This is a genomic window from Lentzea pudingi (assembly GCF_014646255.1).
Taxonomy (GTDB): Bacteria; Actinomycetota; Actinomycetes; order Mycobacteriales; family Pseudonocardiaceae; genus Lentzea; species Lentzea pudingi.
In genome coordinates this window covers 193447-215477 of sequence record NZ_BMNC01000013.1, presented here as the reverse complement: position 1 = coordinate 215477, position 22031 = coordinate 193447, and the positions used below count along the sequence as shown (strand labels likewise).

General features: G+C 68.8%; 22 protein-coding genes. 12 read left to right on the top strand and 10 right to left on the bottom strand.

Features of this window, described 5'->3' with window-relative positions; translation table 11 throughout:
* Positions 1–228, top strand: a 228-nt coding sequence (locus tag IEY88_RS33685) for a hypothetical protein (protein ID WP_189158932.1), incomplete at its 5' end; no start/stop codon positions are given.
* 148 nt (positions 229–376) lie between these two features.
* Here the strand turns inward: IEY88_RS33685 and IEY88_RS33680 are convergent.
* Positions 377–661, bottom strand: a complete 285-nt coding sequence (locus tag IEY88_RS33680; RefSeq protein ID WP_189158931.1) for a MoaD/ThiS family protein — start codon at positions 659–661, stop codon at positions 377–379.
* Complete coding sequence (locus IEY88_RS33675) at positions 658–1737, bottom strand: WD40/YVTN/BNR-like repeat-containing protein (protein ID WP_189158930.1); 1080 nt, start codon at positions 1735–1737, stop codon at positions 658–660. Before IEY88_RS33675 ends, IEY88_RS33680 begins: the two co-directional genes overlap by 4 nt.
* A 128-nt stretch (positions 1738–1865) precedes the next feature.
* Between IEY88_RS33675 and IEY88_RS33670 the strand changes: the two genes are divergently transcribed.
* On the top strand, positions 1866–3575 hold the full coding sequence (locus IEY88_RS33670; protein WP_189158929.1) for an acyl-CoA dehydrogenase family protein: 1710 nt from the start codon (positions 1866–1868) through the stop codon (positions 3573–3575).
* Here the strand turns inward: IEY88_RS33670 and IEY88_RS33665 are convergent.
* The gene (locus IEY88_RS33665) at positions 3572–4201 is read right to left on the bottom strand and encodes a TetR/AcrR family transcriptional regulator (RefSeq protein WP_189158928.1); all 630 of its coding nucleotides are present in this window, start codon (positions 4199–4201) and stop codon (positions 3572–3574) included. The genes IEY88_RS33670 and IEY88_RS33665 overlap by 4 nt on opposite strands.
* Before the next feature lie 68 nt (positions 4202–4269).
* Here IEY88_RS33665 and IEY88_RS33660 point away from each other — a divergent pair, with 68 nt between their 5' ends.
* Positions 4270–4710: an ester cyclase gene (locus IEY88_RS33660; protein ID WP_189158927.1), complete on the top strand. Its 441-nt coding sequence runs from the start codon at positions 4270–4272 to the stop codon at positions 4708–4710.
* On the opposite strand, the gene IEY88_RS33655 is transcribed toward IEY88_RS33660, so the two are convergent.
* From IEY88_RS33655 to IEY88_RS33635, 5 genes are all read right to left on the bottom strand, one after another.
* Complete coding sequence (locus IEY88_RS33655) at positions 4707–5606, bottom strand: asparaginase (protein ID WP_229694017.1); 900 nt, start codon at positions 5604–5606, stop codon at positions 4707–4709. The two genes, IEY88_RS33660 and IEY88_RS33655, sit on opposite strands and share 4 nt — an antisense overlap.
* Complete coding sequence (locus IEY88_RS33650; RefSeq protein WP_189158926.1) at positions 5587–6354, bottom strand: amino acid ABC transporter permease; 768 nt, start codon at positions 6352–6354, stop codon at positions 5587–5589. Before IEY88_RS33650 ends, IEY88_RS33655 begins: the two co-directional genes overlap by 20 nt.
* Positions 6354–6968, bottom strand: coding sequence for an amino acid ABC transporter permease (locus IEY88_RS33645; RefSeq protein WP_189158925.1), 615 nt, complete (start codon positions 6966–6968; stop codon positions 6354–6356). Before IEY88_RS33645 ends, IEY88_RS33650 begins: the two co-directional genes overlap by 1 nt.
* Complete coding sequence (locus tag IEY88_RS33640; RefSeq protein ID WP_189158924.1) at positions 6965–7843, bottom strand: glutamate ABC transporter substrate-binding protein; 879 nt, start codon at positions 7841–7843, stop codon at positions 6965–6967. The genes IEY88_RS33645 and IEY88_RS33640 overlap by 4 nt, the downstream gene beginning before the upstream one ends.
* Before the next feature lie 110 nt (positions 7844–7953).
* Positions 7954–8160, bottom strand: a complete 207-nt coding sequence (locus tag IEY88_RS33635; protein WP_030479190.1) for a cold-shock protein — start codon at positions 8158–8160, stop codon at positions 7954–7956.
* A 237-nt stretch (positions 8161–8397) separates the two neighbouring features.
* Between IEY88_RS33635 and IEY88_RS33630 the strand changes: the two genes are divergently transcribed.
* Positions 8398–8625 carry a hypothetical protein gene (locus IEY88_RS33630; protein WP_189158923.1) on the top strand — a complete coding sequence of 76 codons (228 nt, stop codon included), beginning with the start codon at positions 8398–8400 and terminating at the stop codon, positions 8623–8625.
* 12 nt (positions 8626–8637) lie between these two features.
* The gene (locus tag IEY88_RS33625) at positions 8638–9405 is read left to right on the top strand and encodes a hypothetical protein (protein WP_229694016.1); all 768 of its coding nucleotides are present in this window, start codon (positions 8638–8640) and stop codon (positions 9403–9405) included.
* Between the two features lie 7 nt (positions 9406–9412).
* Here the strand turns inward: IEY88_RS33625 and IEY88_RS33620 are convergent, their stop codons facing one another.
* A complete protein-coding gene (locus tag IEY88_RS33620; RefSeq protein ID WP_189158922.1) occupies positions 9413–10510 on the bottom strand; it encodes a sugar ABC transporter substrate-binding protein in 1098 nt (365 codons plus the stop codon).
* A 229-nt stretch (positions 10511–10739) separates the two neighbouring features.
* Here IEY88_RS33620 and IEY88_RS33615 point away from each other — a divergent pair, with 229 nt between their 5' ends.
* The 5 genes from IEY88_RS33615 to IEY88_RS33595 all read left to right on the top strand — a co-directional run bounded on the left by IEY88_RS33615 (position 10740) and on the right by IEY88_RS33595 (position 16335).
* The gene (locus IEY88_RS33615) at positions 10740–12440 is read left to right on the top strand and encodes a S8 family serine peptidase (protein WP_189158958.1); all 1701 of its coding nucleotides are present in this window, start codon (positions 10740–10742) and stop codon (positions 12438–12440) included.
* A 167-nt stretch (positions 12441–12607) separates the two neighbouring features.
* The gene (locus IEY88_RS33610) at positions 12608–13324 is read left to right on the top strand and encodes a helix-turn-helix domain-containing protein (protein ID WP_189158921.1); all 717 of its coding nucleotides are present in this window, start codon (positions 12608–12610) and stop codon (positions 13322–13324) included.
* A gap of 52 nt (positions 13325–13376) precedes the next feature.
* Positions 13377–14834, top strand: coding sequence for an alpha/beta hydrolase (locus IEY88_RS33605; RefSeq protein ID WP_189158920.1), 1458 nt, complete (start codon positions 13377–13379; stop codon positions 14832–14834).
* Positions 14835–14921: 87 nt separating this feature from the next.
* Positions 14922–15374 (top strand): hypothetical protein, encoded by a 453-nt coding sequence (locus IEY88_RS33600; protein ID WP_189158919.1) that lies wholly within the window; start codon positions 14922–14924, stop codon positions 15372–15374.
* Between the two features lie 178 nt (positions 15375–15552).
* Positions 15553–16335, top strand: coding sequence for a chitosanase (locus IEY88_RS33595; protein ID WP_373294238.1), 783 nt, complete (start codon positions 15553–15555; stop codon positions 16333–16335).
* Positions 16336–16395: 60 nt separating this feature from the next.
* Here the strand turns inward: IEY88_RS33595 and IEY88_RS33590 are convergent, their stop codons facing one another.
* Positions 16396–19326 carry a glycine--tRNA ligase gene (locus IEY88_RS33590; RefSeq protein WP_189158956.1) on the bottom strand — a complete coding sequence of 977 codons (2931 nt, stop codon included), beginning with the start codon at positions 19324–19326 and terminating at the stop codon, positions 16396–16398.
* 329 nt (positions 19327–19655) lie between these two features.
* On the opposite strand from IEY88_RS33590, the gene IEY88_RS33585 reads away from it, so the two are divergent.
* A complete protein-coding gene (locus IEY88_RS33585; protein WP_229694014.1) occupies positions 19656–21347 on the top strand; it encodes an LCP family protein in 1692 nt (563 codons plus the stop codon).
* A 115-nt stretch (positions 21348–21462) separates the two neighbouring features.
* Positions 21463–21948 (top strand): helix-turn-helix domain-containing protein, encoded by a 486-nt coding sequence (locus IEY88_RS33580; protein WP_229694013.1) that lies wholly within the window; start codon positions 21463–21465, stop codon positions 21946–21948.
* Positions 21949–22031: the final 83 nt, after the last annotated feature.

Below are 22031 nucleotides of genomic sequence, written 5' to 3'. Positions count from 1 at the left end.
AGGGCGGCAGCGCGGCGGCGCGGCGGCGCGGCGGCGCGGCGGGGCGGTGCCGCAGCCGAGCAGGCGGTCAGCGGGCGCGGACGGCTGCCTGGCTGGCGGTTCGACCGGCTGAACAGTGCGCAGGCCCGAGTCGCCGAGTGGCTGCCCGCTGACCGGCTGGCGAGTGGATCGCAGGGCGCCGAAGTCGCCGCGACAGCGGCGGCAGCGGCTCGACATCGGCGTTCTTGAGGCGCCCACTTCGCCGCGCTGCCAGGTCACCGCGCTGCCAGGTCACCGCGAGGCGGGGCGCCGCGAGGCGGCGGTGCCGGCATGCGGGGGCGCCGCGGGGCCGGGTTGCGCCGCCATCCCCGGTCGGCGCGGCCCGGCGCCGCGGCCGTCAGCCGCCTGCCACGCTGGGCAGGATCTGGATCTCGGCGCCCGCCGGCAGCGGGGTGGCCGGGCCCGCGAGGCGGCGGCATTCCTCGCCGTTGACGTAGAAGTTCACGTAGCGGCGGAGGGTGGCGCGTTCGTCTCGTAGGCGGCGGTCCAGTAGTGGGTAGGTGTCTGCCAGGACGTCCAGGGCTGCGCCCAGGGTGGCTGGGTCTGGCACTTCCACGTCCAGGTGGGCCGCGCCGTCGGTCGCCGCGCGCAGGACGCCTGGGATCAGGACCTTGACCTTCACGTCGGGATCACCGCCGCCCGGACCGACATCACGTCCGGGAGGTGTGCTGCCACCCGGTGCCAGGTCTCGCCCTCGTCCGGGCTGGCGTAGACCTCGCCCGAGCGGGAGCCGAAGTAGACGCCGGGGACGTCGGCGTTGTCGGTGCACATGGCGTCGCGCATCACCGCTGTCCAGAAGTCGTCGGGCAGGCCGGTGCCCAGGGCCTGCCAGGTGGTGCCGGCGTCCTGGGAGCGGTAGACGCGGCACTTGCCCTCCGGTGGGAAGCGGCGGCCGTCGGCCTCGATCGGGAACGTGAAGATCGTGTCCGGGTCGTGGGGGTGGACGACCATCGCGAAGCCGAAGTCCGTGGGGAGACCGTCAGCTATGGACTGCCAGGTGTCGCCTCCGTCGTCGCTGCGGTAGACGCCGTGGTGGTTCTGGGCGTAGAAGCGCGATGGTGACGCGGGGTGCTGGGCGACCTTGTGGACGCACTGGCCGAACTCCGGCCACGGGTCCGGGAAGAAGTACGCCTTGATGCCCTTGTTGCGGGCCTCCCAGGACTTGCCGCCGTCGGCCGTGCGGTAGACGCCGCCGGTCGACATCGCCACCAGCATCCGGTCCGGGTCGGCCGGGTCGGGCACGATCGTGTGGACGGCCTGGCCGCCGAAGCCCGCCTCCCACTCCGGGCGGTGCGGGTGGTTCCAGAGGCCCTCGACGAACTCGAACGAGCGGCCGCCGTCGGTGGACTTGAACAGCGCCGACGGCTGGGTGCCCGCCCACACCACGCCCGGCTGCGAGGCCGGGGCGGGCTGGAGCTGCCAGACGCGCTCCAGTGCCGCGTCGTCCACCGGGAACGCGATCGGGGGTGTGGAGGGCTCCTCCCAGCTCGCCCCGAGGTCGTCCGAGATGGACACGCCGGGGCCGAAGTGCGGTGAGGCCACGCCCGCCAGCAGACGGAGGCCCGAACGCGCGTCGAACGCGACCGCGTACACCTCCTGCATCGCGTGGTGCGGGCCGTCGACCTGCCACGAGACACGGTCCTCACTGCGGGCCAGCCACAGCCCCTTGCGCGTACCGATCGCCACGACCACCGTCATCGCAACGCAACCTCCAAAGCCGGGAAGATGTGATGCGGAGCACGTTACGCCGGGGGTCTGACAATTTCTGAGCAGGAGGGAAACCCCACGTAGACCCACATGTTACTGACTGGTAGCGTCCGAGCGAGATGACGGCAAGGAGGCGCACAGTGCTGCTCGACCCGAACCACTACGACCCCGCCCACCTCGACGACGAGACCCGCCGCCTGCTCAGGGCGACCGTCGACTGGTTCGAGGCCCGCGGCAAGCGGCAGCTCATCGCGGACGCGCAGGACAAGGTCTGGTACACCGAGTTCCTCGACTTCGTGAAGCAGGAGAAGCTCTTCGCCACCTTCTGCACCCCGAGCAGCGTCGACGGCACCAAGCGCTGGGACGCTGCCCGCAACGCCGCGTTCAGCGAGGTGCTCGGCTTCTACGGCCTGCAGTACTGGTACGCCTGGCAGGTCACGGTCCTCGGCCTCGGCCCGATCTGGATGAGCAGCAACGAGGAGGCCAAGCAGAAGGCGGCGACCCTCCTCGACAGCGGCGCGGTCTTCGCGTTCGGCCTCTCCGAGAAGGAGCACGGCGCCGACGTCTACAGCACCGACATGATCGTCACGCCCACCGAGAACGGCTACACGGCCACCGGCGGCAAGTACTACATCGGCAACGGCAACGTCGCCGGCATGGTCAGCGTCTTCGGCAAGCTCGCCGACTCGGACGAGTACGTCTTCTTCGCCGTCGACAGCCGCCACGAGAACTTCCACCTGGTCAAGAACGTCGTCGACAGCCAGATGTTCGTCAGCGAGTTCCGCCTCGACGACTACCCGCTGACCGACGCCGACATCCTGCACCGCGGCCCCGACGCCTTCTCCGCCGCGCTCAACACCGTCAACGTCGGCAAGTTCAACCTCTGCACGGCCAGCATCGGCATCTGCGAGCACTCGTTCTACGAGGCGATCACCCACGCCCACAACCGGATCCTCTACGGCAACCCGGTCACGGACTTCCCGCACGTGCGCCAGAACTTCGTCGACGCCTACGCGCGCCTCACCGCGATGAAGCTCTTCGCGGACCGCAGCGTCGACTACTTCCGCAGCGCCGGCGAGAACGACCGCCGCTACCTCCTCTTCAACCCCATCACCAAGATGAAGGTGACGAGCGAGGGCGAGCAGGTGATCGACCTGCTCTGGGACGTCATCGCCGCCAAGGGCTTCGAGAAGGACACCTACTTCACCCGCGCCACGGCCGACATCCGCGCGCTGCCCAAGCTCGAGGGCACCGTGCACGTGAACCTGGCGCTGGTGCTCAAGTTCATGCCGAACTACCTCTTCAACCCGAAGAGCTACGACGAGGTCCCGACCCGCCACGACGCGACGGACGACGACTTCTTCTGGCACCAGGGCCCCGCACGCGGCCTCGGCAAGATCCAGTTCCACGACTGGGAGCCGATCTACCGCGAGCACGCCCACCTGCCGAACGTGAAGCTGTTCCACGAGCAGGCCGAAGCCATCAAGACCCTGCTCACGAAGGCCGCCCCGGACGAGGCCCAGCAGAAGGACCTCGACTTCCTGCTGAACCTCGGCCACCTCTTCACCCTCGTCGTCTACGGCCAGCTGGTCCTGGAGCAGGCGAAGATCACCGGCACGGACGACAGCGTCCTCGACCAGATCTTCGACGTCCTGGTCCGCGACTTCGCCGGATACGCGACGGCCCTGCACGGCAAGGCGAGCAGCACCGAGGCCCAGCAGCAGTGGGCGATCGGGCAGATCCGCAAGCCGCACGCCGACCAGGACCGCTTCAACGCCGTGTGGCAGCAGGTGGAAGCGCTCTCCGGCCGGTACGAGATGCGCCCCTAACGCCGGTACCGCTCCAAGGCCGCGATCATGAGTTCGAGCCCGAACTCGAACTCGTGATCGTGGTCGTAGGTGCCCAGCTCGTCGATCACCCCGGCGGACAACGGGAACGCCGTCACGTCGACGTCCGAATAGGGCGACAACGCGATCCCGCCGAGCTCGGGCGAGGTCGCGACCTCCCTCATCAACGTGCCCAGCAGGTACGACACCATCGCGCGCATCATCCCGACGGCGATCTTGCCGCGGAACCCGGCGCGGTCGAAGTTCAGCAGCGCCGCCTCGATCGTCCGGAACCCCGCCTCGCCGCTCAGCCTCCGCGTCGCCAGCATCACGAACGCGCGGGGGTGCCGGCGCGCCATCGCCCGCACCGCACGGGCGTGCGCCCGGATGTGGTCGCGCCAGTCGTCGCTGTCCACCTCGTACGGCTGCGCCTCGGCCATGAGCCGCTCGGCGGCGAGGTCGACGAGCACCGCCTTGTTCGGCACGTGGTTGTACAACGACATCGTGCCCGCGCCCAGTTCGGCGGCGAGCCGCCGCATCGAGACGGCCTCGACACCCTCGTGTTCGATCAACCGCACGGCCGCCTCCACGATGCGGGCGCGGGTCAGCGGCTCACGTGACGAGGACACTGGCGGAGACCACACGACGTGGAGTAACTTCCCTGCGACGTACGGCGTACGTAGGAGGGTCGGCCGGCATGACCGAGTCCAAGGCGCTCAGAGCGCTGCGTGAAGCGATCGTCTTGGAGCACATGGAGTCGCAGAACGACCACGACTTCGACACCTCTCTGAACACGTTTCCGCACCCCCGCTACGAGATCATGGCGTCCGGCCAGGTCCTCGACGGCGTCGACGCCGTCCGCGCCTACTGGCAACGCACCCGCGCCGCCTTCCCGGACCAGCGCAACAAGGTCATCGACGTCCACCACGCCGACAGCGCCGTGATCGTCGAGTTCGAACTCCAGGGCACGCACCTGGGCAGCCTCACCGGAGAAGAAGTTACCGGACGGTCGTTCAAGGTCAGGATGGCCGGTTTCTTCTTCTTCGACAAGGACGTCCTCATCTGCCAGCGGGTGTACGGCGACACGGCGACCGTCATGGCCCAGCTCGGCATGCTCGAAGTGCCCGAGCAGTTCTAGAACACGACCCGAACCTCACCGACGACCTGCCCGCCGCCGAGCACCGGCACGGACAGGGACTCCTTCGCGGGTGACACGTCGAACCCCAGCGCTGCCAACGCCGTGAGCCCGATCGCCGTGGTGGCGCGCGGATTGCCGTCGAGCACCTTGACCGCGACGGCGTGCCCGGCGTCGGTCGCCAGCACCAGCACGCCCTCCGCACCGCCCTTGGCCACCACTCCCGGCAGTTGCCGCATGACCACGGTGTTCACGTGCCCGGTTCCGCCGACGTACTCGGGAAACCCGCGCATGGCACCGGCAACGGGCGTGCGCTCCAGCCCTTGCATCGCGCGCGCCAAGCCGTGCAACGACAACCCGTACACCGGCGCGCCACAACCGTCGACCGCGGTGTGCGCCACGGACTCGCCGGACAGCTCCTCCACCGTCCGCATCACCAGTTGCTGCAACGGATGCGACGTCTCCAAATAGGTCTGCGTCGGCCACTGCGCCGCCAGGCACGTCGCGAGCATCGCCGCGTGCTTGCCGGAACAGTTCATCCGCACCCGGGAGGGCTCGGTCATCCGCCGCCGCGTCGGCTCGTCCTCCGGCCAGGACGGCGGGCAGCGCAACAACCCCACGGGCAACCCGCCGAGCAGCTGCATCACCAGCTCGACGTGCCGGTTCTCCCCCGTGTGCGACCCGGCCGCGATCGCCAGCGCGGGCCCGGCCAGCGGCGCTCCGGCGGCCAGGCACGCCAGCGCCTGGAACGGTTTCATGCACGACCGCGGCAGCACCGGGTCCTCCACCGCGCCAACGGAAACGCCCACGGCACCGGACGGCAGCAGGCCGACGACGCTGCCGTGGTGCAGGCTCTCCACGAACCCCGACCGGGTCACCTCAGCGAGCAGTGCGGGCACGGGCAGCCTCCAGCCGGTGGGCCAGCCTGGACAGCGCCAGGTTGACCACGAGGTACACGAGAGCGACGACGATGAACGTCTGGACCAGCAGACCGTTGTAGTTCGCGAGCACCCGCCCGTTGAACAACAACTCCGCGTAGGACACGACATAGCCCAGCGAGGTGTCCTTCAACAGGCTGACGGCCTGGGTCACGAGCAACGGTGTCATGTGCCGAACGGCCTGTGGCAGCACCACGAACCGCGTCACCACGCCGTCCGGCATGCCCAGCGCCAGCCCTGCCTCGCGCTGACCGGGATCGACCGACCCCACCCCCGCCCGGAAGATCACCGCGCAGGACGCCGCGTGCGACAACGCCAGCGGCACCACGAGCTTCCAGAACAGCGGCAGGTTCACGCCGAACGACGGCAGCACGAACAGCATCACGTACACGAGCAGCAGCACCGGAACCGTGCGCATGACCTCGGCATAGGCACGCGTGAACCGGTTGGGCCGCAGGGCGAGCAGCAGCCCGCCCGCCATCGCCAGCACACCCGTCGCACATGCCGCCACCACCGTCGACCACAGACCCCCGAGCAGATAACGCCAAACGGGCCAGGTCAGATACGGCCTCCACCGAACCGGGTCCAGCTGGCCGTTCGACGCGAACTGCCGCAACCCCAGTGCCAGCAGCCCGAGCAGCACCACGGCGGACACCGCGGAGACCCAGAAGACCCGGCGGCGGAACCGGGGGCCGGGAGCGTCGAACATCAGGCCAACCGCCGTTCCAGCGCACGGGCACCGAACCCGATCCCGGCCGCCATCACCAGATAACAGAGCCCGACGCCGGTGAACACCAGCAACGGCTGGGCGAGCTCCAGGTTGATCCGTTGCGCCGCACGGGTCATGTCCACTACTCCGACCACACCAGCGAGTGCCGTGGCCATCGTCAACGCGATCGCGATGTTCGCCAGCGGCTGCACCACGCGTTTCAAGGCCTGCGGCAGGACCACGTGCCACAACGACTGCCGGAACGAGAGCCCCAGCGCCCGCGCGGCCTCGCCCTGCCCGGACGCCACCGACCGCACGCCCGACCGCAGCGCCTCCGCCACGAAAGCCGCCTCGTACAGCGCGATCGCCGTGCAGGCCGTCCAGAACAACGGCATCGTCACGCCCACCTCGGGCAGTCCGAACACGAACAGCACCAGCCACGCGAGCAGCGGGACGTTCCGCCACACCTCGACGTAGACAGCGCCTGCCCCGCGCAGCAACGGCACCGGCACGATCCTCAGCACGGCCACCAGCAGCCCGACGAGCAGGGCGACGGCGAACGACAGCACGGTCAGGGCGACGGTGTTCAGGAACCCTTCGAGGACCAGGCTCATGAGGCGATCGCGGGTGGCGCCGGCGCGTCGCCGGTGACCACGGTGCCGATCGTCTGCTTCCAGACCTCCTGCCACAGCCCCGACTCGCCGATCTCACGCAGCCAGTCGTTCACGACCTTCGTGAACTCCGCGTCCCCGTGCCTGATGCCGATGCCGTACAGGTCCTCGGTGAACGGTTCGCCGACGAGCTGCAGCTCGCTGTCCTTCGACGCGTCGGCCACCAGGATCGCCTGGTCCTGGACGTAGGCCTCGCCGCGGCCCTGCTTCAGCGCCGTCACGCACTCGGGATCCGAGCCGAACTCGACGATCTTCGCGCTGGGCGCCGCGTCCCGCACCGCCTTCACCGCGGGGGTGTTCGCGCCGACGATGACGGTCTTGCCCGCCAGATCAGCGGGTCCGCCGATGCCGGACGTGCCCCTGCGCACCGCGATCGACTGCCCCGACCGGTAGTAGGGGCCGGCGAACGACACGCGCTCCTGACGGGCGGGCGTGATCGTGTAGGTCTGGATGATCACGTCGACGGTGCCGTTGGCCAGCAGCGGCTCACGGGTCTCCGACGTGGCGGACAGCAGCTCCGTCGAGGGCTTGCCGACGATGTGGTGCGCGAGCAGCTTGCCGAGGTAGGCGTCGAAGCCGGTGAGCTCGCCGCTGATCGGGTCGAGCTGGGACAGCAGCGGCGCGTCCTGGGAGCCGCCGATGAGCAACTCACCACGCTTCCTGATCCGGTCCACGGCCGAGCCAGGAGTAACTTGACCTGCGTAAACGGGCGCCTTCGCCAGCAGGGCGTCGATCTTGCCGCCGCCCGGCACCGCGTCCGAACCGCCGGAGCACCCGGCGACGAAGAGCAACAGAGCGGCTACGAACAGTCTCCCCATGCCCCGAAGCTACTGATCACGATCGAACGGGCACAAGACGCAGCAAAGCCGCCTGTCCGATAAAGGACAAGCGGCTTTGACTTCAGATCAGCTGTGCTGACCGATCAGACTCAGACGGCGCGAACGCCCTGGGCCTGCGGGCCCTTCTGGCCCTGACCGATCTCGAACTCGACCCGCTGGTTCTCGTCGAGGGACTTGTAGCCGTTCCCCTGGATCTCCGAGTAGTGGACGAACACGTCGGCGCCACCGTTGTCGGGGGAGATGAAGCCGAAGCCCTTCTCCGCGTTGAACCACTTGACGGTGCCCTGTACTGCCATCTTGCTACTTCTCCTCTAACAGGTGCCGGATCGCGCTCGCGACCACCGGGTCAAGTCACAGCGGCGTCTTCTCCGGAACCTGGAGAACCCGCGCACTCGCGACCTCGTTCCGCGAGCGGGGTAATCCACGAACACGAAACGTACGACCGAAGACAGTCAACCATGCCTCTCGCGCTCAGTCGAGACGTCGATTTCGCTGTTATCGTAAGACCCCAGACGAACCACGCGGAGGTCCTCGTGTCGGAGCAGACGACGGTGTCGATCACGGTCTGCGTCGGGCCCCACGCCTCCGGCGGCCTCGCCGCGCTCGCCGCGGCGCACCTCGCGGACGCCCTGGCCGAGTCCTCGCGGAAGGAGCGCCGCAAGGACCGCCCGACCATCTCGAACAAGCTGACCGGCCCCGTCCACGGCACCGTGTTCCAGATCGGCACCGTCCACAACAAGAACCCACCGGACGGCCGGTAACCTGGAGGGTCGTTGACCCAGGGGGCCGTGGCTTTGACCGGCAGCGAACGACTGCTCTTCTTCTTCATCGGCTTGGTGACCACATTCGTGTTCATCCGCATCAGCGTGCGCATGATCAGGGCGAAGGTGCGCTGGTGGCCGGGCAACATCGTGCACGGCGACACGCACGTGCACCACGTCGTGTTCGGCACCGTGCTGCTGCTGTTGTCCAGCGTCACGAGTCTCGTCATCCCGGACGACATGCACGGCGCCAGGCTCGTCGCCGCGGCCGGGCTCGGCGTGGGCGCGGCCCTGGTGCTGGACGAGTTCGCGCTGATCCTGCACCTGAGGGACGTCTACTGGACGAAGGCGGGCCGGCTGTCGGTCGACGCGGTGTTCCTCGCCGTCGGCCTGACCGGGACGTTCCTGCTGGGCGCGCGCCCGTTCGGTTACGACGAGGTGCTGCAGCTCAACCCGGAGACGACGCCGGCCTCCACGTTCACGCTGAGGGTGATCACCATCGGCGTGAACCTGTGCTTCGCCATCGTGGCGCTGCTCAAGGGCAAGATCTGGACCGGGCTGCTCGGCCTGCTCGTGCCGGTGGTGCCCGCCGTGGGCGCCGTGCGGCTCGCACGGCCCGGCTCACCGTGGGCGCGCTGGCGTTACCTGGAGGGCTCGCGCAAGCTGAGCCGGGCGTACCGCCGGGAGGCGAGGATCCGGCAGCCGATCATCAAGGCGAAGATCGCCGTGCAGGAGTTCATCTCGGGACGTCACGACCTGCCGGATCACGACAGGTCGTGACGGGGCTTCACCCTCCGAGGATGTCCTGCTGGGCACAGGCCGGGGCCAGGGCACCGGCGCACAGCTCCGCCGGCTTGACGATGCCCTCGGTGACCAGCGACCGGACGTTCTCCTTCTTGATCAGCGTCGCGCCGAGCAGCACCGACTTCATGTCGCGCCGCGACACGGGGTCCCTCAGGTTCCCGGTGGCGAGGTCGTCGGCACCCGAGAGGTCTCCGCGGGCGACGGCGATCGCCAGCCTGGCCGCGGCCTCGGCCTCGTCGCGCACCGGCTTGTAGACGGTGACGCACTGGTCGCCCCCCAGCACGGCCCGCAGACCGTCCACAGTGGCGTCCTGGCCGGTGACCGGGACCCTCAGGTTCTTCTTCTTGAGCACCGCGATGACCGCGCCGGCCAGGCCGTCGTTGGCGGCGACCACGCCGTCGACCTTGCCGCCGTTCTCGTTCAGGATCTGCTCGAACAGCCTCCCGCCGAGCTCGTTGTCCCAGTTGTCGACGGGTTGCGACTTGACGAGCTTGAGCGAGCCGCTGTCGTACTTCGGCGCGAGCCGCGACTTCTGGCCCTGGGTGAACAGCGTGGCGTTGTGGTCGGTCGGGGCGCCCTCGATCTCGATGATGTTGGCGCCCGGCTTGTCACCGAGGCAGCCCAGCAGACCGTCCGCCTGCAGCTGGCCGACGTTCACGCTGTCGAAACCGACGTGGTACTCCGCCTGGCCGCCGAGGGTGACGCGGTCGTAGTCGATGACCGGGATGCCCGCGGCCTTCGCCTTCTTCTGCACCGCGAGACCGCCCGCCGCCGACAGCGGTGTGATCATCATGACCTTCACCTTGCGGCGGATCATCTCGTCGGCGATCTGCGCGAACTTCCCCTCGTCGCCCTCCGCGTTCTCCATGAACGGTTCGATGTCGGCGTAGTTGAACGCCTGTGTGAGCAGAGGGCGGTCCTGCTCTTCCCAACGCGCGGATGTCGTTCGGTCGGGAAGGATTACCCCGACGATTGGTTTGGGACCGCGCGTGGGCAGCGTCGGAGCACCCTGACCAGCGTCACCACAGGCAGAGAGGAGAAAGAGCAGGCACGCCGACGATGCCATTACCCGTCTTCGCATAAACGCGGAGTCCAGTCCTTGAATCTTGTTAAGTCAAGATTTCTTCTCATAACATCACGCTCCGCTTCCGGACGGCTACAGTTCGATTCCGTACGAAAGGCGCTGATGCGCAGCCGAATTTCGTGTCAGTGTGTCCAACTTGGGCGGCGATCGGGGGCCGCACCGTGTTGTTGGATCCAGCCCTGACCGGGTGTGAGGAGACAGCTAGGTGAGAACGCGCAGAACCGTGATGGCGGTGGCGGCAACGGTGTCGCTGATCGCAGCGGGCACTTCGGCGGCGGGGGCCGCGCCGGCCACCACAGGGCCGACCACGGAGTACACCGTCCTTCTGGAAGAACCCGGAAACCGCGACTTCGCGATCGACGCCGTGGAAGCGGCGGGCGGCGAGGTCGTGCGGAGCAACGACGCCGTCGGTCTGCTGACGGTCAAGGCGCCCGCGAACGGCTTCGCGGAGAAGGTTTCCGCTTCGAGCGCGATCGTCGGTGCAGCTCGGTCCAAGCCGATCGGGCACGCGCCCGCGGCGAAGGCCGAGAAGACCAAGCGCGACAACGTCGAGAAGGAGAACAGGGGCGCGAAGCCGAACAAGGCTCCCGCGCAGCAGGGGTCCACGGCCGGCATGGACCCGCTCGACGGGGACCTGTGGGGCCTGAACCTCGTCCGCTCCAACATCGCGCGGGCCAAGCAGGCAGGCGACAAGCGCGTGTACGTCGGCGTTCTGGACACCGGTGTGGACGGTTCCCACCCGGACATCGCGCCGAACTTCAACAACGAGCTCTCCCGCAACTTCACCATCGACATCCCCAACGACTCCGATGGTGGCGTCTTCGACGGCCCGTGTGAGTTCCGCGGCTGTGTCGACCCGGCGAACTGGGACGACGGTGGCCACGGCACGCACGTCGCCGGCACCATCGGCGCCGCGGCCAACGGTTTCGGCATCTCCGGTGTCGCGCCGGGCGTCTCGCTCGTCAACATCCGCGGCGGCCAGGACGCGGGCTCGTTCTTCCTGACGCCCGTCGTCGACGCGATCACCTACGGCGCCGACATCGGCCTGGACGTCATCAACATGTCGTTCTACGTCGACCCCTGGTACATGAACTGCGCCAACGACCCCACGGCCTCGGCCGAGGAGCAGCTGGAGCAGCGCACGATCATCGCGACCGTTCAGCGCGCGCTGAACTACGCGCACCGCAAGGGCGTCACGCTGATCGGTGCCGGTGGCAACAACCACGAGGACCTGGGCAAGCCGCGCCAGGACACCGTGAGCCCGAACTACCCGCCGGGCCACAACCGCCCGCGTCCGGTCGACAACGCGACGTGCCTCAACCTCCCGACCGAGGGCAACCACGTCATCTCCGTGTCGTCGCTCGGCCCGTCGACCGCCAAGGCCGACTACTCGAACTACGGCGTCGAGCAGACCGCGCTCTCCGCTCCCGGTGGTTACTTCCGCGACTACTTCGGCACGCCGTGGTACCGCACCAACGAGAACATGATCCTGTCGACCTACCCGCGCAACGTCGCTCTCGCCGAGGGCAACATCGACGAGGCCGGCAACATCACGCAGATCGGTCTCGACGCCGGCGTGAAGAAGGCCGTGCAGGGCGACAAGGTCGGCTACTACCAGTACCTGCAGGGCACCTCGATGGCCGCCCCGCACGCCGCTGGTGTCGCCGCGCTGGTCGTCAGCGAGTACGGCAAGAAGGACAAGAAGAACCCCGGCCTGACCCTCGACCCGGACAAGGTCGAGAAGGTCCTCTACAAGACCGCGACGCAGCGCGCATGCCCGAACCCGCGCACCGTGTCGTACGTCAACGTGGGCCGCACGCCGGAGTTCGACGCCACCTGTGAGGGTGACGCGAAGTTCAACGGCTTCTACGGTCACGGCATCGTCGACGCCTATGGCGCCGTCACCCGCGGCAAGCAGTTCCTGTAAGTCCTTGTGAGTCGACAAAAGGCCCCCGGTGTCTTGCCGGGGGCCTTTTGCGTACGACGAAAGTGAACTCTCCCCGCAACCTTCGGCTGAACGTTCCGGCCTGCCTTGACCGTGCCGTAGCGGCATGGTTTCAACTGGGTCCCGTCAGCAACCGGGAGGAGGACGTCGTGGCGTGGAGCACCAGCCAGCTGGCCGATCTCGCCGGCACGACGTTGCGCACGATCCGGCACTACCACGACGTGGGCCTGCTCGCCGAGCCGGAACGCCGCGCCAACGGTTACAAGAGCTACGGCGTGCCCCACCTCGTGCGGGTGCTGAGGATCAAGCGCCTCACCGACCTCGGACTGTCGCTCACGCAGATCGCGGAGCTCGGTGAGGGGGACGAACATCCCCGCGAGGCGTTGCGGGAGCTCGACACCGAACTGGCCGCGCAGGTCGAACGCCTGCAGCGGATCAGGGCCGAGCTCGCACTGGTGCTGCGCCAGGAGGTGCCGACCGACCTGCCGCCGGACGTCGCGGCGATGATCGAGAACGCGGACCTGTCACCGCAGGACCGCTCGTTCACCGTCGTGCTGGCCCAGCTGCTCTCGCCGGAGACGCTGGTCAGGTATGCCGAGACGTTGAAGGACTACTCGAGGAACCCGGCGGTCGTCGAGTTCGACTCGCTGCCGGAGGACGCGGACGAGGAGACCCGGCAGAACCTGGCCGAACGCATGCGCGAGATGCCGTACATGGCCGAGATGCGGGCCGCGTTCCCGGATCCGGCCGGTCTGTACAGCGATGCGCCGCGCGGTGTGGAGCACGCGAGGCAGACGGTCGTCAAGGTGATGGTCGAGCTCTACAACAAGGCCCAGCTGGACGTCCTCGTCCGCATGGGCGGCTGAGCACTCATTTGTGGCGCGCCGATCGGGCGCGTCGTCGGGGAGGGATTTGCTAATGCGAAAAACGATGTCGTTGGCCGCGGTGGTGACCGCGGCGGCAGCGCTGGTGGTCGCACCGGGGGTGTCGTCGGCGGCGCCGGTCAACGAGGTGAAGTGGGTGGCGTGCCCGTCCGACGTGGCCGTTCCCGGTGTCGAGTGCGGCACGTTGAAGGTGCCGCTCGACTACACCAGGCCCCAGGGCCGCCAGACCGAGGTGATGATCTCGCGGCTGGCCAGCAAGAACCCGGAGAAGCGCAAGGGAATCCTGCTGACCAACCCCGGCGGGCCGAGCGAGGGCCTGACGTTCCCGGCGCTGCTGAAGCTCGTGGGCATGCCGCAGGACGTGCTGGACCGCTACGACGTGATCGGCATGGACCCGCGCGGCCTCGGCTACAGCTCACCGTCCACGTGCGACATGACCGAGGAGCAGATGGCGGCGGGCAGTGTGCCGCCGTACGCCGTGACGCCGGCCGACGTGCGCAAGCACGCCGATCTGACCAAGAAGATCGCTGAGCAGTGCCTCAGGTCGGCGAGCGCGGAAGCGTTGCCGTACAACACGACCAGGAACATTGCTCACGACCTGGACCGCGTGCGTGCGGCGCTGGGCGAGAAGAAGGCCTCGTTCCTCGGTTACTCGTACGGCACGTACCTGGGCTCGGTCTACGCGACGCTGCACCCGCGGACGACCGACCGCGTCGTGATCGACAGCAACCTGCCTGCGAGCGGCTGGGACGTCGAGGGCGGCCGGCTGATGGCCCGCGGCGTCGAGGACACGTTCCCGGACTTCGCGAAGTGGGCGGCGGCGCACCCCGAGTACGGTCTCGGCACCACGCCGCAGCAGGTGCGCGCCAAGTACTTCGACCTGGCGGGACGACTGGACGCCAAGCCGTCCGTCGAGGGCATCAACGGCCAGATGTTCCGCATGGGCACGTTCGCGGGCCTCTACGGCACCGGTGACGCGGCGTTCTCGAAGCTCGCCGCGTCGTGGAAGGCGTTCGACCTCGGCCAGCCGCAGCCGCCGCAGGAGTACCCGGAGGTCCCGCGCGTCCAGGCCCTGCTCGCGGGCCGGTTGAACGTGATCTGCGGTGACTCGCAGTGGCCTGCGAACGTCCGCGCCTACGAGCGCAACGTGGCCGTGGACCGCGTCCGCTACCCGATGTTCGGTGCGGCGGCGGCGAACATCCAGCCGTGCGCGTTCTTCCCGAAGCCGGTGGAGAAGCAGGTGCGGCTGTCCGACCGCGGACCGCGCAACATCCTGATGGTGCAGAACGAACGCGACCCCGCGACGCCGCTGGCCGGCGCTCGTTCGACGCGCGGCGCGTTCGGCGACAGGGCCGCGATGATCACCATCGACCAGGGCGGCCACGGCGCTTACCTGCTCGGGAAGAACAAGTGCGCCAACGACAAGGTGTCGGCGTACCTGCTCGGCGGAGACCGTCCGAAGGACACGAAGTGCGCCGCTGAGAACAACTGATTCAGCTAGTCTCGGCACCACAGCAGAAGAGGGGCACTCCACCTGGAGTGCCCCTCTTCGCACATCCACCATCTTCCTGGGGGAACGATGAAGGACTTCCGCAAAGGCGCCACCGTCCGTGCTCACTGGAGTTTCTCCTCCGACACCGAACACAGCTGGGTGTTCGGCGAGATCCTCTTCCTCAGCGACGGCAGGCTCCTGCGCCGTTACGGCGGCAGCAGCTACGGGGGCCAGCCGGCCGAGACGACCTGGAAGTTCACGGAGTGGTCCCAGATGGCCACCCTGACCGGCGATCTCTCCGTCGAGGGCGCGGCCCGCGCCCTCCGCGGCTGGGCCTACGACCTCTCCCTGCCCGGCCCCACGCGCATCGACCGCCTCACGGCGGGTCCGGTGCCGGGATCACCCGGCCGAGCAGTGGAGTACACCTCGCCGGACCAGCTTCCCGACTACACCGACCTGGAACTCGATCTGGAGGAGGACGACAGCTCCGACGAGAGGAAGCGGCCGTTCTCCGCTCTCAAGCGGTGGCTCCGCCAGTGAAAGATCCGGTAACACCGCTTGCCCATAAATTCCGTTGTGGAGCAAGGCTTTAGGCGTTTTGTCGCATCACGTGCGACGCGTGGCCCGCACTTTGGTAAACACTCTTGCCGATAGAGGGGCAGACCCCTTACCGTTGGCCCCACTGCCGCCCGGGACAACCCGGAGGACCTACGTGAAGATCACGGGCCGCCTCGCGGCCACGCTTCTGACGTGCGTCGCGCTCATCGCCACGACCACCAGCACCGCGCAAGCTGCCGACCTGGACGACCCGCGCATGAAGGACATCGCGATGCAGATCGTGTCCAGCGCGGAGAACTCCTCTACGAACTGGAAGGCCCAGTTCGGCTACATCGAGGACATCGAGGACGGCCGCGGCTACACCGCCGGCATCATCGGCTTCTGCAGCGGTACCGGCGACATGCTCGACCTGGTCGAGCTCTACAAGAAGCGCAAACCCGGCAACGTGCTGGAGAAGTACCTGCCCGCGCTGCGCAGGGTGAACGGCACCGACTCGCACGCGGGTCTCGATCCCGACTACACCAGGGATTGGAAGACCGCGGCCAAGGACTCCGTCTTCAAGGCCGCGCAGGAGTCGGAACGCGACCGCGTCTACTTCAACCCGGCGTTGAGGCAGGCGAGGGCCGACGGCGTGCGCGCGCTGGGCCAGTTCGCCTACTACGACGCGATCGTGATGCACGGCGACGGCTGGGGCAGCCTGGACTTCTCCGGCATCCGCAAGCGCGCTCTGGCCAAGGCGAAGCCGCCGTCGCAGGGCGGTAACGAGACCACGTGGCTCAACGCCTTCATGGACGCCCGCGTGTGGACCATGAAGCAGGAACCCGCGCACGAGGACACGACCCGTGTCGACACCGCGCAACGCGTGTGGCTCAAGGCCGGCAACCTCGACCTGAACACACCGCTGAAGTGGAAGGTCTACGGCCAAAGCTTCAGCATCAACTAACTCGTTGCCACAGCAGAAGAGGGGCGCTCCAGACCGGAGCGCCCCTCTTCGCACGTCGTTCTACAGCTGGGTCCAGTCCAGCACCGGCGCCGCGAAGTCGCGGATCGACGCCAGCAACCCGAGCCGGGCGGCCTTCACCTTCTCGTCCTCGGCCATCACGAGCACCTCGTCGAAGAACGTGTTGATGGGCCCGGTCAGCCCTTCGGCAGCGGCGAAGAACGCCGCCAGACCGACGACGTCGCGCGAAACCCCGTCGAACGCCTTGTGCAGCGCCACTTCCGCGGGCTCGGACAGCACCGAAGCGTCGTAGGAGGCCTCAACCGCCCCGGGCACGATCCGCCGCACTCGCTGCAGCGCGGCGGCCAGCGCGTCGAACGACTCGTTGCCCGCCAACGACTCCAGCTGCGTCAACGTCTCGTCGGCCAGCACCGGCGAGTCGGCCAGCGGCAGCACCGCCTGCACGAACCGGTGCTCGTGCCCACCGTCGAGCAGCGCCTGCTCGTACCGGCGGACCGCGAACTCCCGTGCCGTCTCCAACGCCTCCGCGGAGACCTCGAGCCCTTCCGCGGCAAGGGAAAGCGCGACCGGGAGGGTGATCGCCCGCAGGTCCGGGAACGCCCGCAGCACCGTCACCGCGCCGAGCGCCGCCCTGCGCAGCCCGAACGGGTCGGACGAGCCGGTCGGCTGCGCGCCGATCCCGAACAGCCCGGCCAGCAGGTCGAACCGGTCAGCCAGCGACAGCAGCGCACCCGGCACCGACGACGGCAACGCGTCACCGGCCGACCGCGGGAGTTCCATCTCCCACAGGGCCAGGGCGACCTCGGAGGTCTCCCCCGCCCGTGCCGCGTACTCCCGCGCCATGACACCGGCCAGCGACGACAGCTCGATCACCATCTGCGAGCCGAGGTCGAACTTGGCCAGTGCGCCGGCCCGGTCCAACGTCTCACGATCGACGTCCACCACGCCCGCGAACCGACCGGCGAGCGCGGCGATGCGGCCCGCGCGGTCCGCCATCGAGCCGAGCTTGTCCGCGAACGTCAGCTTCGCGAGCCCGGCCTTCATCTCCTCCAGCGGCGTCTTGAGGTCCGCCCGCCAGAAGAACGCCGCGTCCTCGTACCGCGCCCGCAGCACGGCCTCGTTGCCCGCCCGGACCAGATCGGCGTCCACGGAACCGTTCGCCACCGCCACGAAGTGCGGCAGCAACGAACCGTCCGCCGCGCGCACCGGCAGGTACCGCTGGTGCTTGCGCATCACGGTCGTGAGGATCTGCGCGGGCAGTTCCAGGTACCGCTCCTCGAACGAGCCGAGGATCGGCGTCGGCCATTCGACGAGGTTCGTGACCTCGTCCAGCAGTCCGTCGACCTCGACGACGCCGCCGACCGACGCGGCCAGCTCCTGCGCGGCCTCGACGATCGCGGCCGAACGGGCGGCGGCGTCGACCTGGATGCCGTGCGAGGTCAGGAACTCCAGGTAACCGTCCGCAGTGGACACCGCGACGACCGGCTCCGCTGCGGTCCGGTGCACGCGCGTGGAGGTGCCCGACGCGAGCGACGACACCGCGACCGGCACGGGCGTCTCCCCCAGCAGCGCGAGCAGCCAGCGGATCGGCCGGGTGAACGACAGCTTCGGGTCGTTCCACTTCATGTTCTTCTCGGAACGCAGGTCCGACACGACCTCGGCCAGCAGCCCGCTCAGCACCTCGACGGCGCCACGGCCGGCGTCGGACTTCGTCAGCGCCACGAACTCGACGTCGTTCTCGACCACGCGGCCCAGCGCCGGCACCTCGACGCCCTGGCCGCGCGCGAAGCCCTGCACGGCCTTCGTCGGGTTGCCGTCGGCGTCGAAGGCGGCGGAGACCCTCGGTCCACGCACGGTGCGTTCGGCATCGGGTTCACGCGGCGAGACCGCGGGCACCAGCACGACGATCCGGCGCGGCGTGCCGTGCACGGTCACCTCGCCGGAGGTCAGCCGGGTCGCGGCCAGCTTCGCCGTCACGGCCGCGCGCACCGCGTCGACGGTCCGCAGCACCTCGTGCGGCGGCAGTTCCTCGGTGCCGATCTCGAACAGCAGCGTCGACGGCGCGACGACGTCCGCGAAGGACGAGGGCTTCTCGACGGCGGCGGGCAGCTCGGCGACGCCCAGCGGGTGCCCGAGCTCGGAACGCCGCTCCGCCCACAGCGCCGCGACCTCCCGCGCCAGTCCTCGCATCCGGCCGAACGCGCGGGCGCGCTCGGTCGTGGAGATCGAACCGCGCGCGTCCAGCACGTTGAAGATGTGCGAGCACTTCAGCACGAAGCTGTGCGCCGGGACCGGGAGGCGGGCGTCGAGCATGCGCCGGGCCTCGGCCGCGAACTCCTCGAAGAGGCGCTTGTTCGCCTCCACGTCCGCGTCGTCGAGGTAGTACCGCGACATCTCGTACTCGGCCTGGCCGAACGCCTCGCCGTAGGAGATGCCGGGCGCGTAGGCGATCTTCTTGAAGTGGTCGACGCCCTGCAGCGCCATCATGATCCGCTCGATGCCGTAGGTGATCTCCACCGACACCGGGTCCAGCGTCATGCCGCCGGCCTGCTGGAAGTAGGTGAACTGGGTGATCTCCAGGCCGTCGAGCCAGACCTCCCAGCCGAGGCCCCAGGCGCCGAGTGCCGGCGAGGCCCAGTTGTCCTCGACGAACCGGACGTCGTGGCCGCGCACGTCGATGCCCAGCGCCTCGAGCGAACCGAGGTAGAGCTCCTGCGGGTCGCCCGGGTCGGGCTTGAGGATCACCTGGAACTGGGTGTGCGTCTGCAGCCGGTTCGGGTTCTCGCCGTAGCGGGCGTCGTCGGGCCGCACGGACGGCTCCACGTACGCGACGCGCCACGGCTCGGGACCCAGCACCCGCAGCACGGTGGCCGGGTTCAGCGTCCCCGCCCCGACCTCGGTGTTGAACGGCTGCACCACGATGCAACCTCGGTCGGTCCAGTACTTGGTCAGCGCGAGCAGCGCGTCCTGCATCGTCAACACGGCGACGAGTCTACGAAACGGGCGAAACCGCTGGTCAGGGGGCCTTGATCGGGTGCTCTCCGCCACTGTGTCACGCTTTGCACAACCGAGTGGACCTCCCGCACGTCTACTTGGGGTACCCGGATGTGCTGAGAGGAGTGGGTGTGGACAACCGGCCGCCGCGGCCGGGAGACCCGAACGGGAATCCCAGGCGACCCTCCGCCACCCCGCGTCCCCAGACGGGCCAGCCCCGCCGTCCCCCGGTGCCGCCGAAGGCCTCCGAGCCCCCGCGCAGGCAGCCCGGCAGGGCGGAACCCCCACGTCGCGAGCCTCCGAAGCGGGTGGAACCGCTGCGCCGCGAGCCGGCGGGCCGCAGCGAACCGCCCCGCCGTGAACCTCCGCGCAGGGAGTCCTCCGGCCGCAGCGAGCCCCCGCGCCGCATCCCGCCGTCCGCCTCGCGTCCGGTCGCCGACCGCCCCACGGTCCGCACCACGCCCGCGAAGGCGGAGGCCGCCGCTCCCGCACCCCGGCCGAGGCCCCGGCCCGCGCCCGCCCGCAGGCCGGGCAGGGCCGAGCGCGGCGCGTCCACCGGCGCCAAGATCTTCATCAGCATGCTGTCGGCGACGATCCTGCTGGTCACCGGCGTCGCGTGGCAGAACCTGACAGCGCTGACCGACGGTCTGACCAAGCAGGACCTGAACCTGGCCGACGCGGGTGAGAAGCCCGCCGACGGCGCGATCGACATCCTGCTGGTCGGCATGGACAGCCGCACCGACTCCAAGGGCAACCCGCTGCCGCAGAACATCCTCAACGAACTGCAGGCGGGCGGTACCGACGACGGCGGGTTCAACACCGACACGCTGATCCTGCTGCACATCCCGAACGACAGCGGCAAGGCCTACGCCGTCTCGTTCCCGCGCGACTCCTACGTCAAGATCGCGGGCGGATACGGGAAACACAAGATCAACTCTGCCTACGGCTACGCCAAGAACGACGCCGCCGAGAAGCTGAAGAGCAGCGGCAAGACCGGGCCCGAGGTCGAGATGGAGTCGCGCAAGGCCGGCGCGAAGAACCTGATCGAGACCGTCCAGACCCTGACCGGCGCGACGATCGACCACTACGCCGAGGTCAACCTGGTCGGCTTCTACGACATCACCAAGGCCATCGGCGGCATCGACGTCTGCCTCAACGCGAAGGTCCGCGACAGCTTCTCCGGCGCGAACTTCCCGGCTGGCCAGCAGACGATCGAGGGCAAGAACGCGCTCGCGTTCGTCCGCCAGCGCCACGGCCTGCCGTTGGGCGACCTCGACCGCGTCGTGCGCCAGCAGGTCTTCATGGCGGGCCTCGCCAAGAAGATGCTGTCCGCGGGCGTGCTCACCGACAGCACCAAGCGCAACGACATGATCAAGGCCGTGAGCGGCGCGATCGTGCTCGACGACGGCTGGGACATCACCAAGTTCGCCCTGCAGATGAAGGACATGACGGGCGGCAACATGACGTTCCAGACGATCCCGACCGGCAGCCCCGACCTGCAGACGCCGGAGGACGGCTCCGCGGTCGAGGTGACCGAGTCCGAGGTGCGCGCGTTCGTCAAGGGCCTCGGCAAGGCCCCGGGGACGTCGAACCCGGCGGACCCGAAGTTCGACAGGTCCACGGTCACCGTCGACGTCCGCAACGCCTCCGGCCAGCCGGGCCTCGCGGGCCAGGTGCTCGAGTCGCTCGTCGCGAAGGGCTTCAAGGGGGGTCAGGCGGGCAACGCCGCCGCGCTCGCGAAGTCGGTCGTCCGCTACGGCAAGGGCGGCGAGGCGGGCGCCGACGCGGTCCAGGAGGCCCTCGGCGGTCTCAACACCGAAGAGGACGTCAACGTCCCGACCGGCACCGTCCGCGTCTTCCTCGGCGCGGACTACTCGGGTCCCGGAGCGCAGGGCTTCACCGGTTCCGGAGTACTCGCCCTGGACGGTGCGCGTCAGCAACCGGCTGACCCCGCGGCCCCTCCGCCCATCTCCGCGGACGGCGTGCGCTGCGTAAACTGATACTCAGAGTAGAGATGTATACCCCGTTCGGGGGATTCTCCCAGTAAGTTGCGTAAGCGACGAAGCAACAGCGCCTTCCATCACCGTGAGACCCGCTCACGGGGTGGAGGGACCAGTGCAGACTGCGAACGGCCAAATCGACACAGCGGCGTACCAGCGCGTGCTCGGTGATGAGATCCGCAGCCTTCGCAAGCAGCGCGGATGGACCCGCAAGGAACTCAACAAGCGCTTGCAGACCGAGATCTCGCTGCAGACGCTCGCGACGTACGAGCTCGGCACGCGGCAATGCTCCGTGGTGCGTCTCGTCGAGATCTGCCACGCCCTCGACGTGCCGGCTCACCAAGTGCTCGCACGGGTCCACGAACGCTTCTTCGGCGACACCCCCGCAGGCCACCTGTCGCTGAGCCTCACCGCGATCGCCGCCACGGACAACCCGCGGATCCTGCCGCTCAAGCGGTGGGCGGCCGGACGGCTGCACGCGTTGCCGCCAGGTGCCTCACCCGAGGTGCACCTCGACCTGCCCGCACTCGAGAACATGGCGCAGCTGTGTCAACTCCCGACGGTGGAGCTCATCCGGATCCTGCGCGGACTGAGCCGGTGAGCTGAGCCGGTGAGCTGAGCCGGTAGTTGTACCGAACTCCGTTCACACCAACGCAACGACCGTCCAGGAAGGGCGAATTCCAA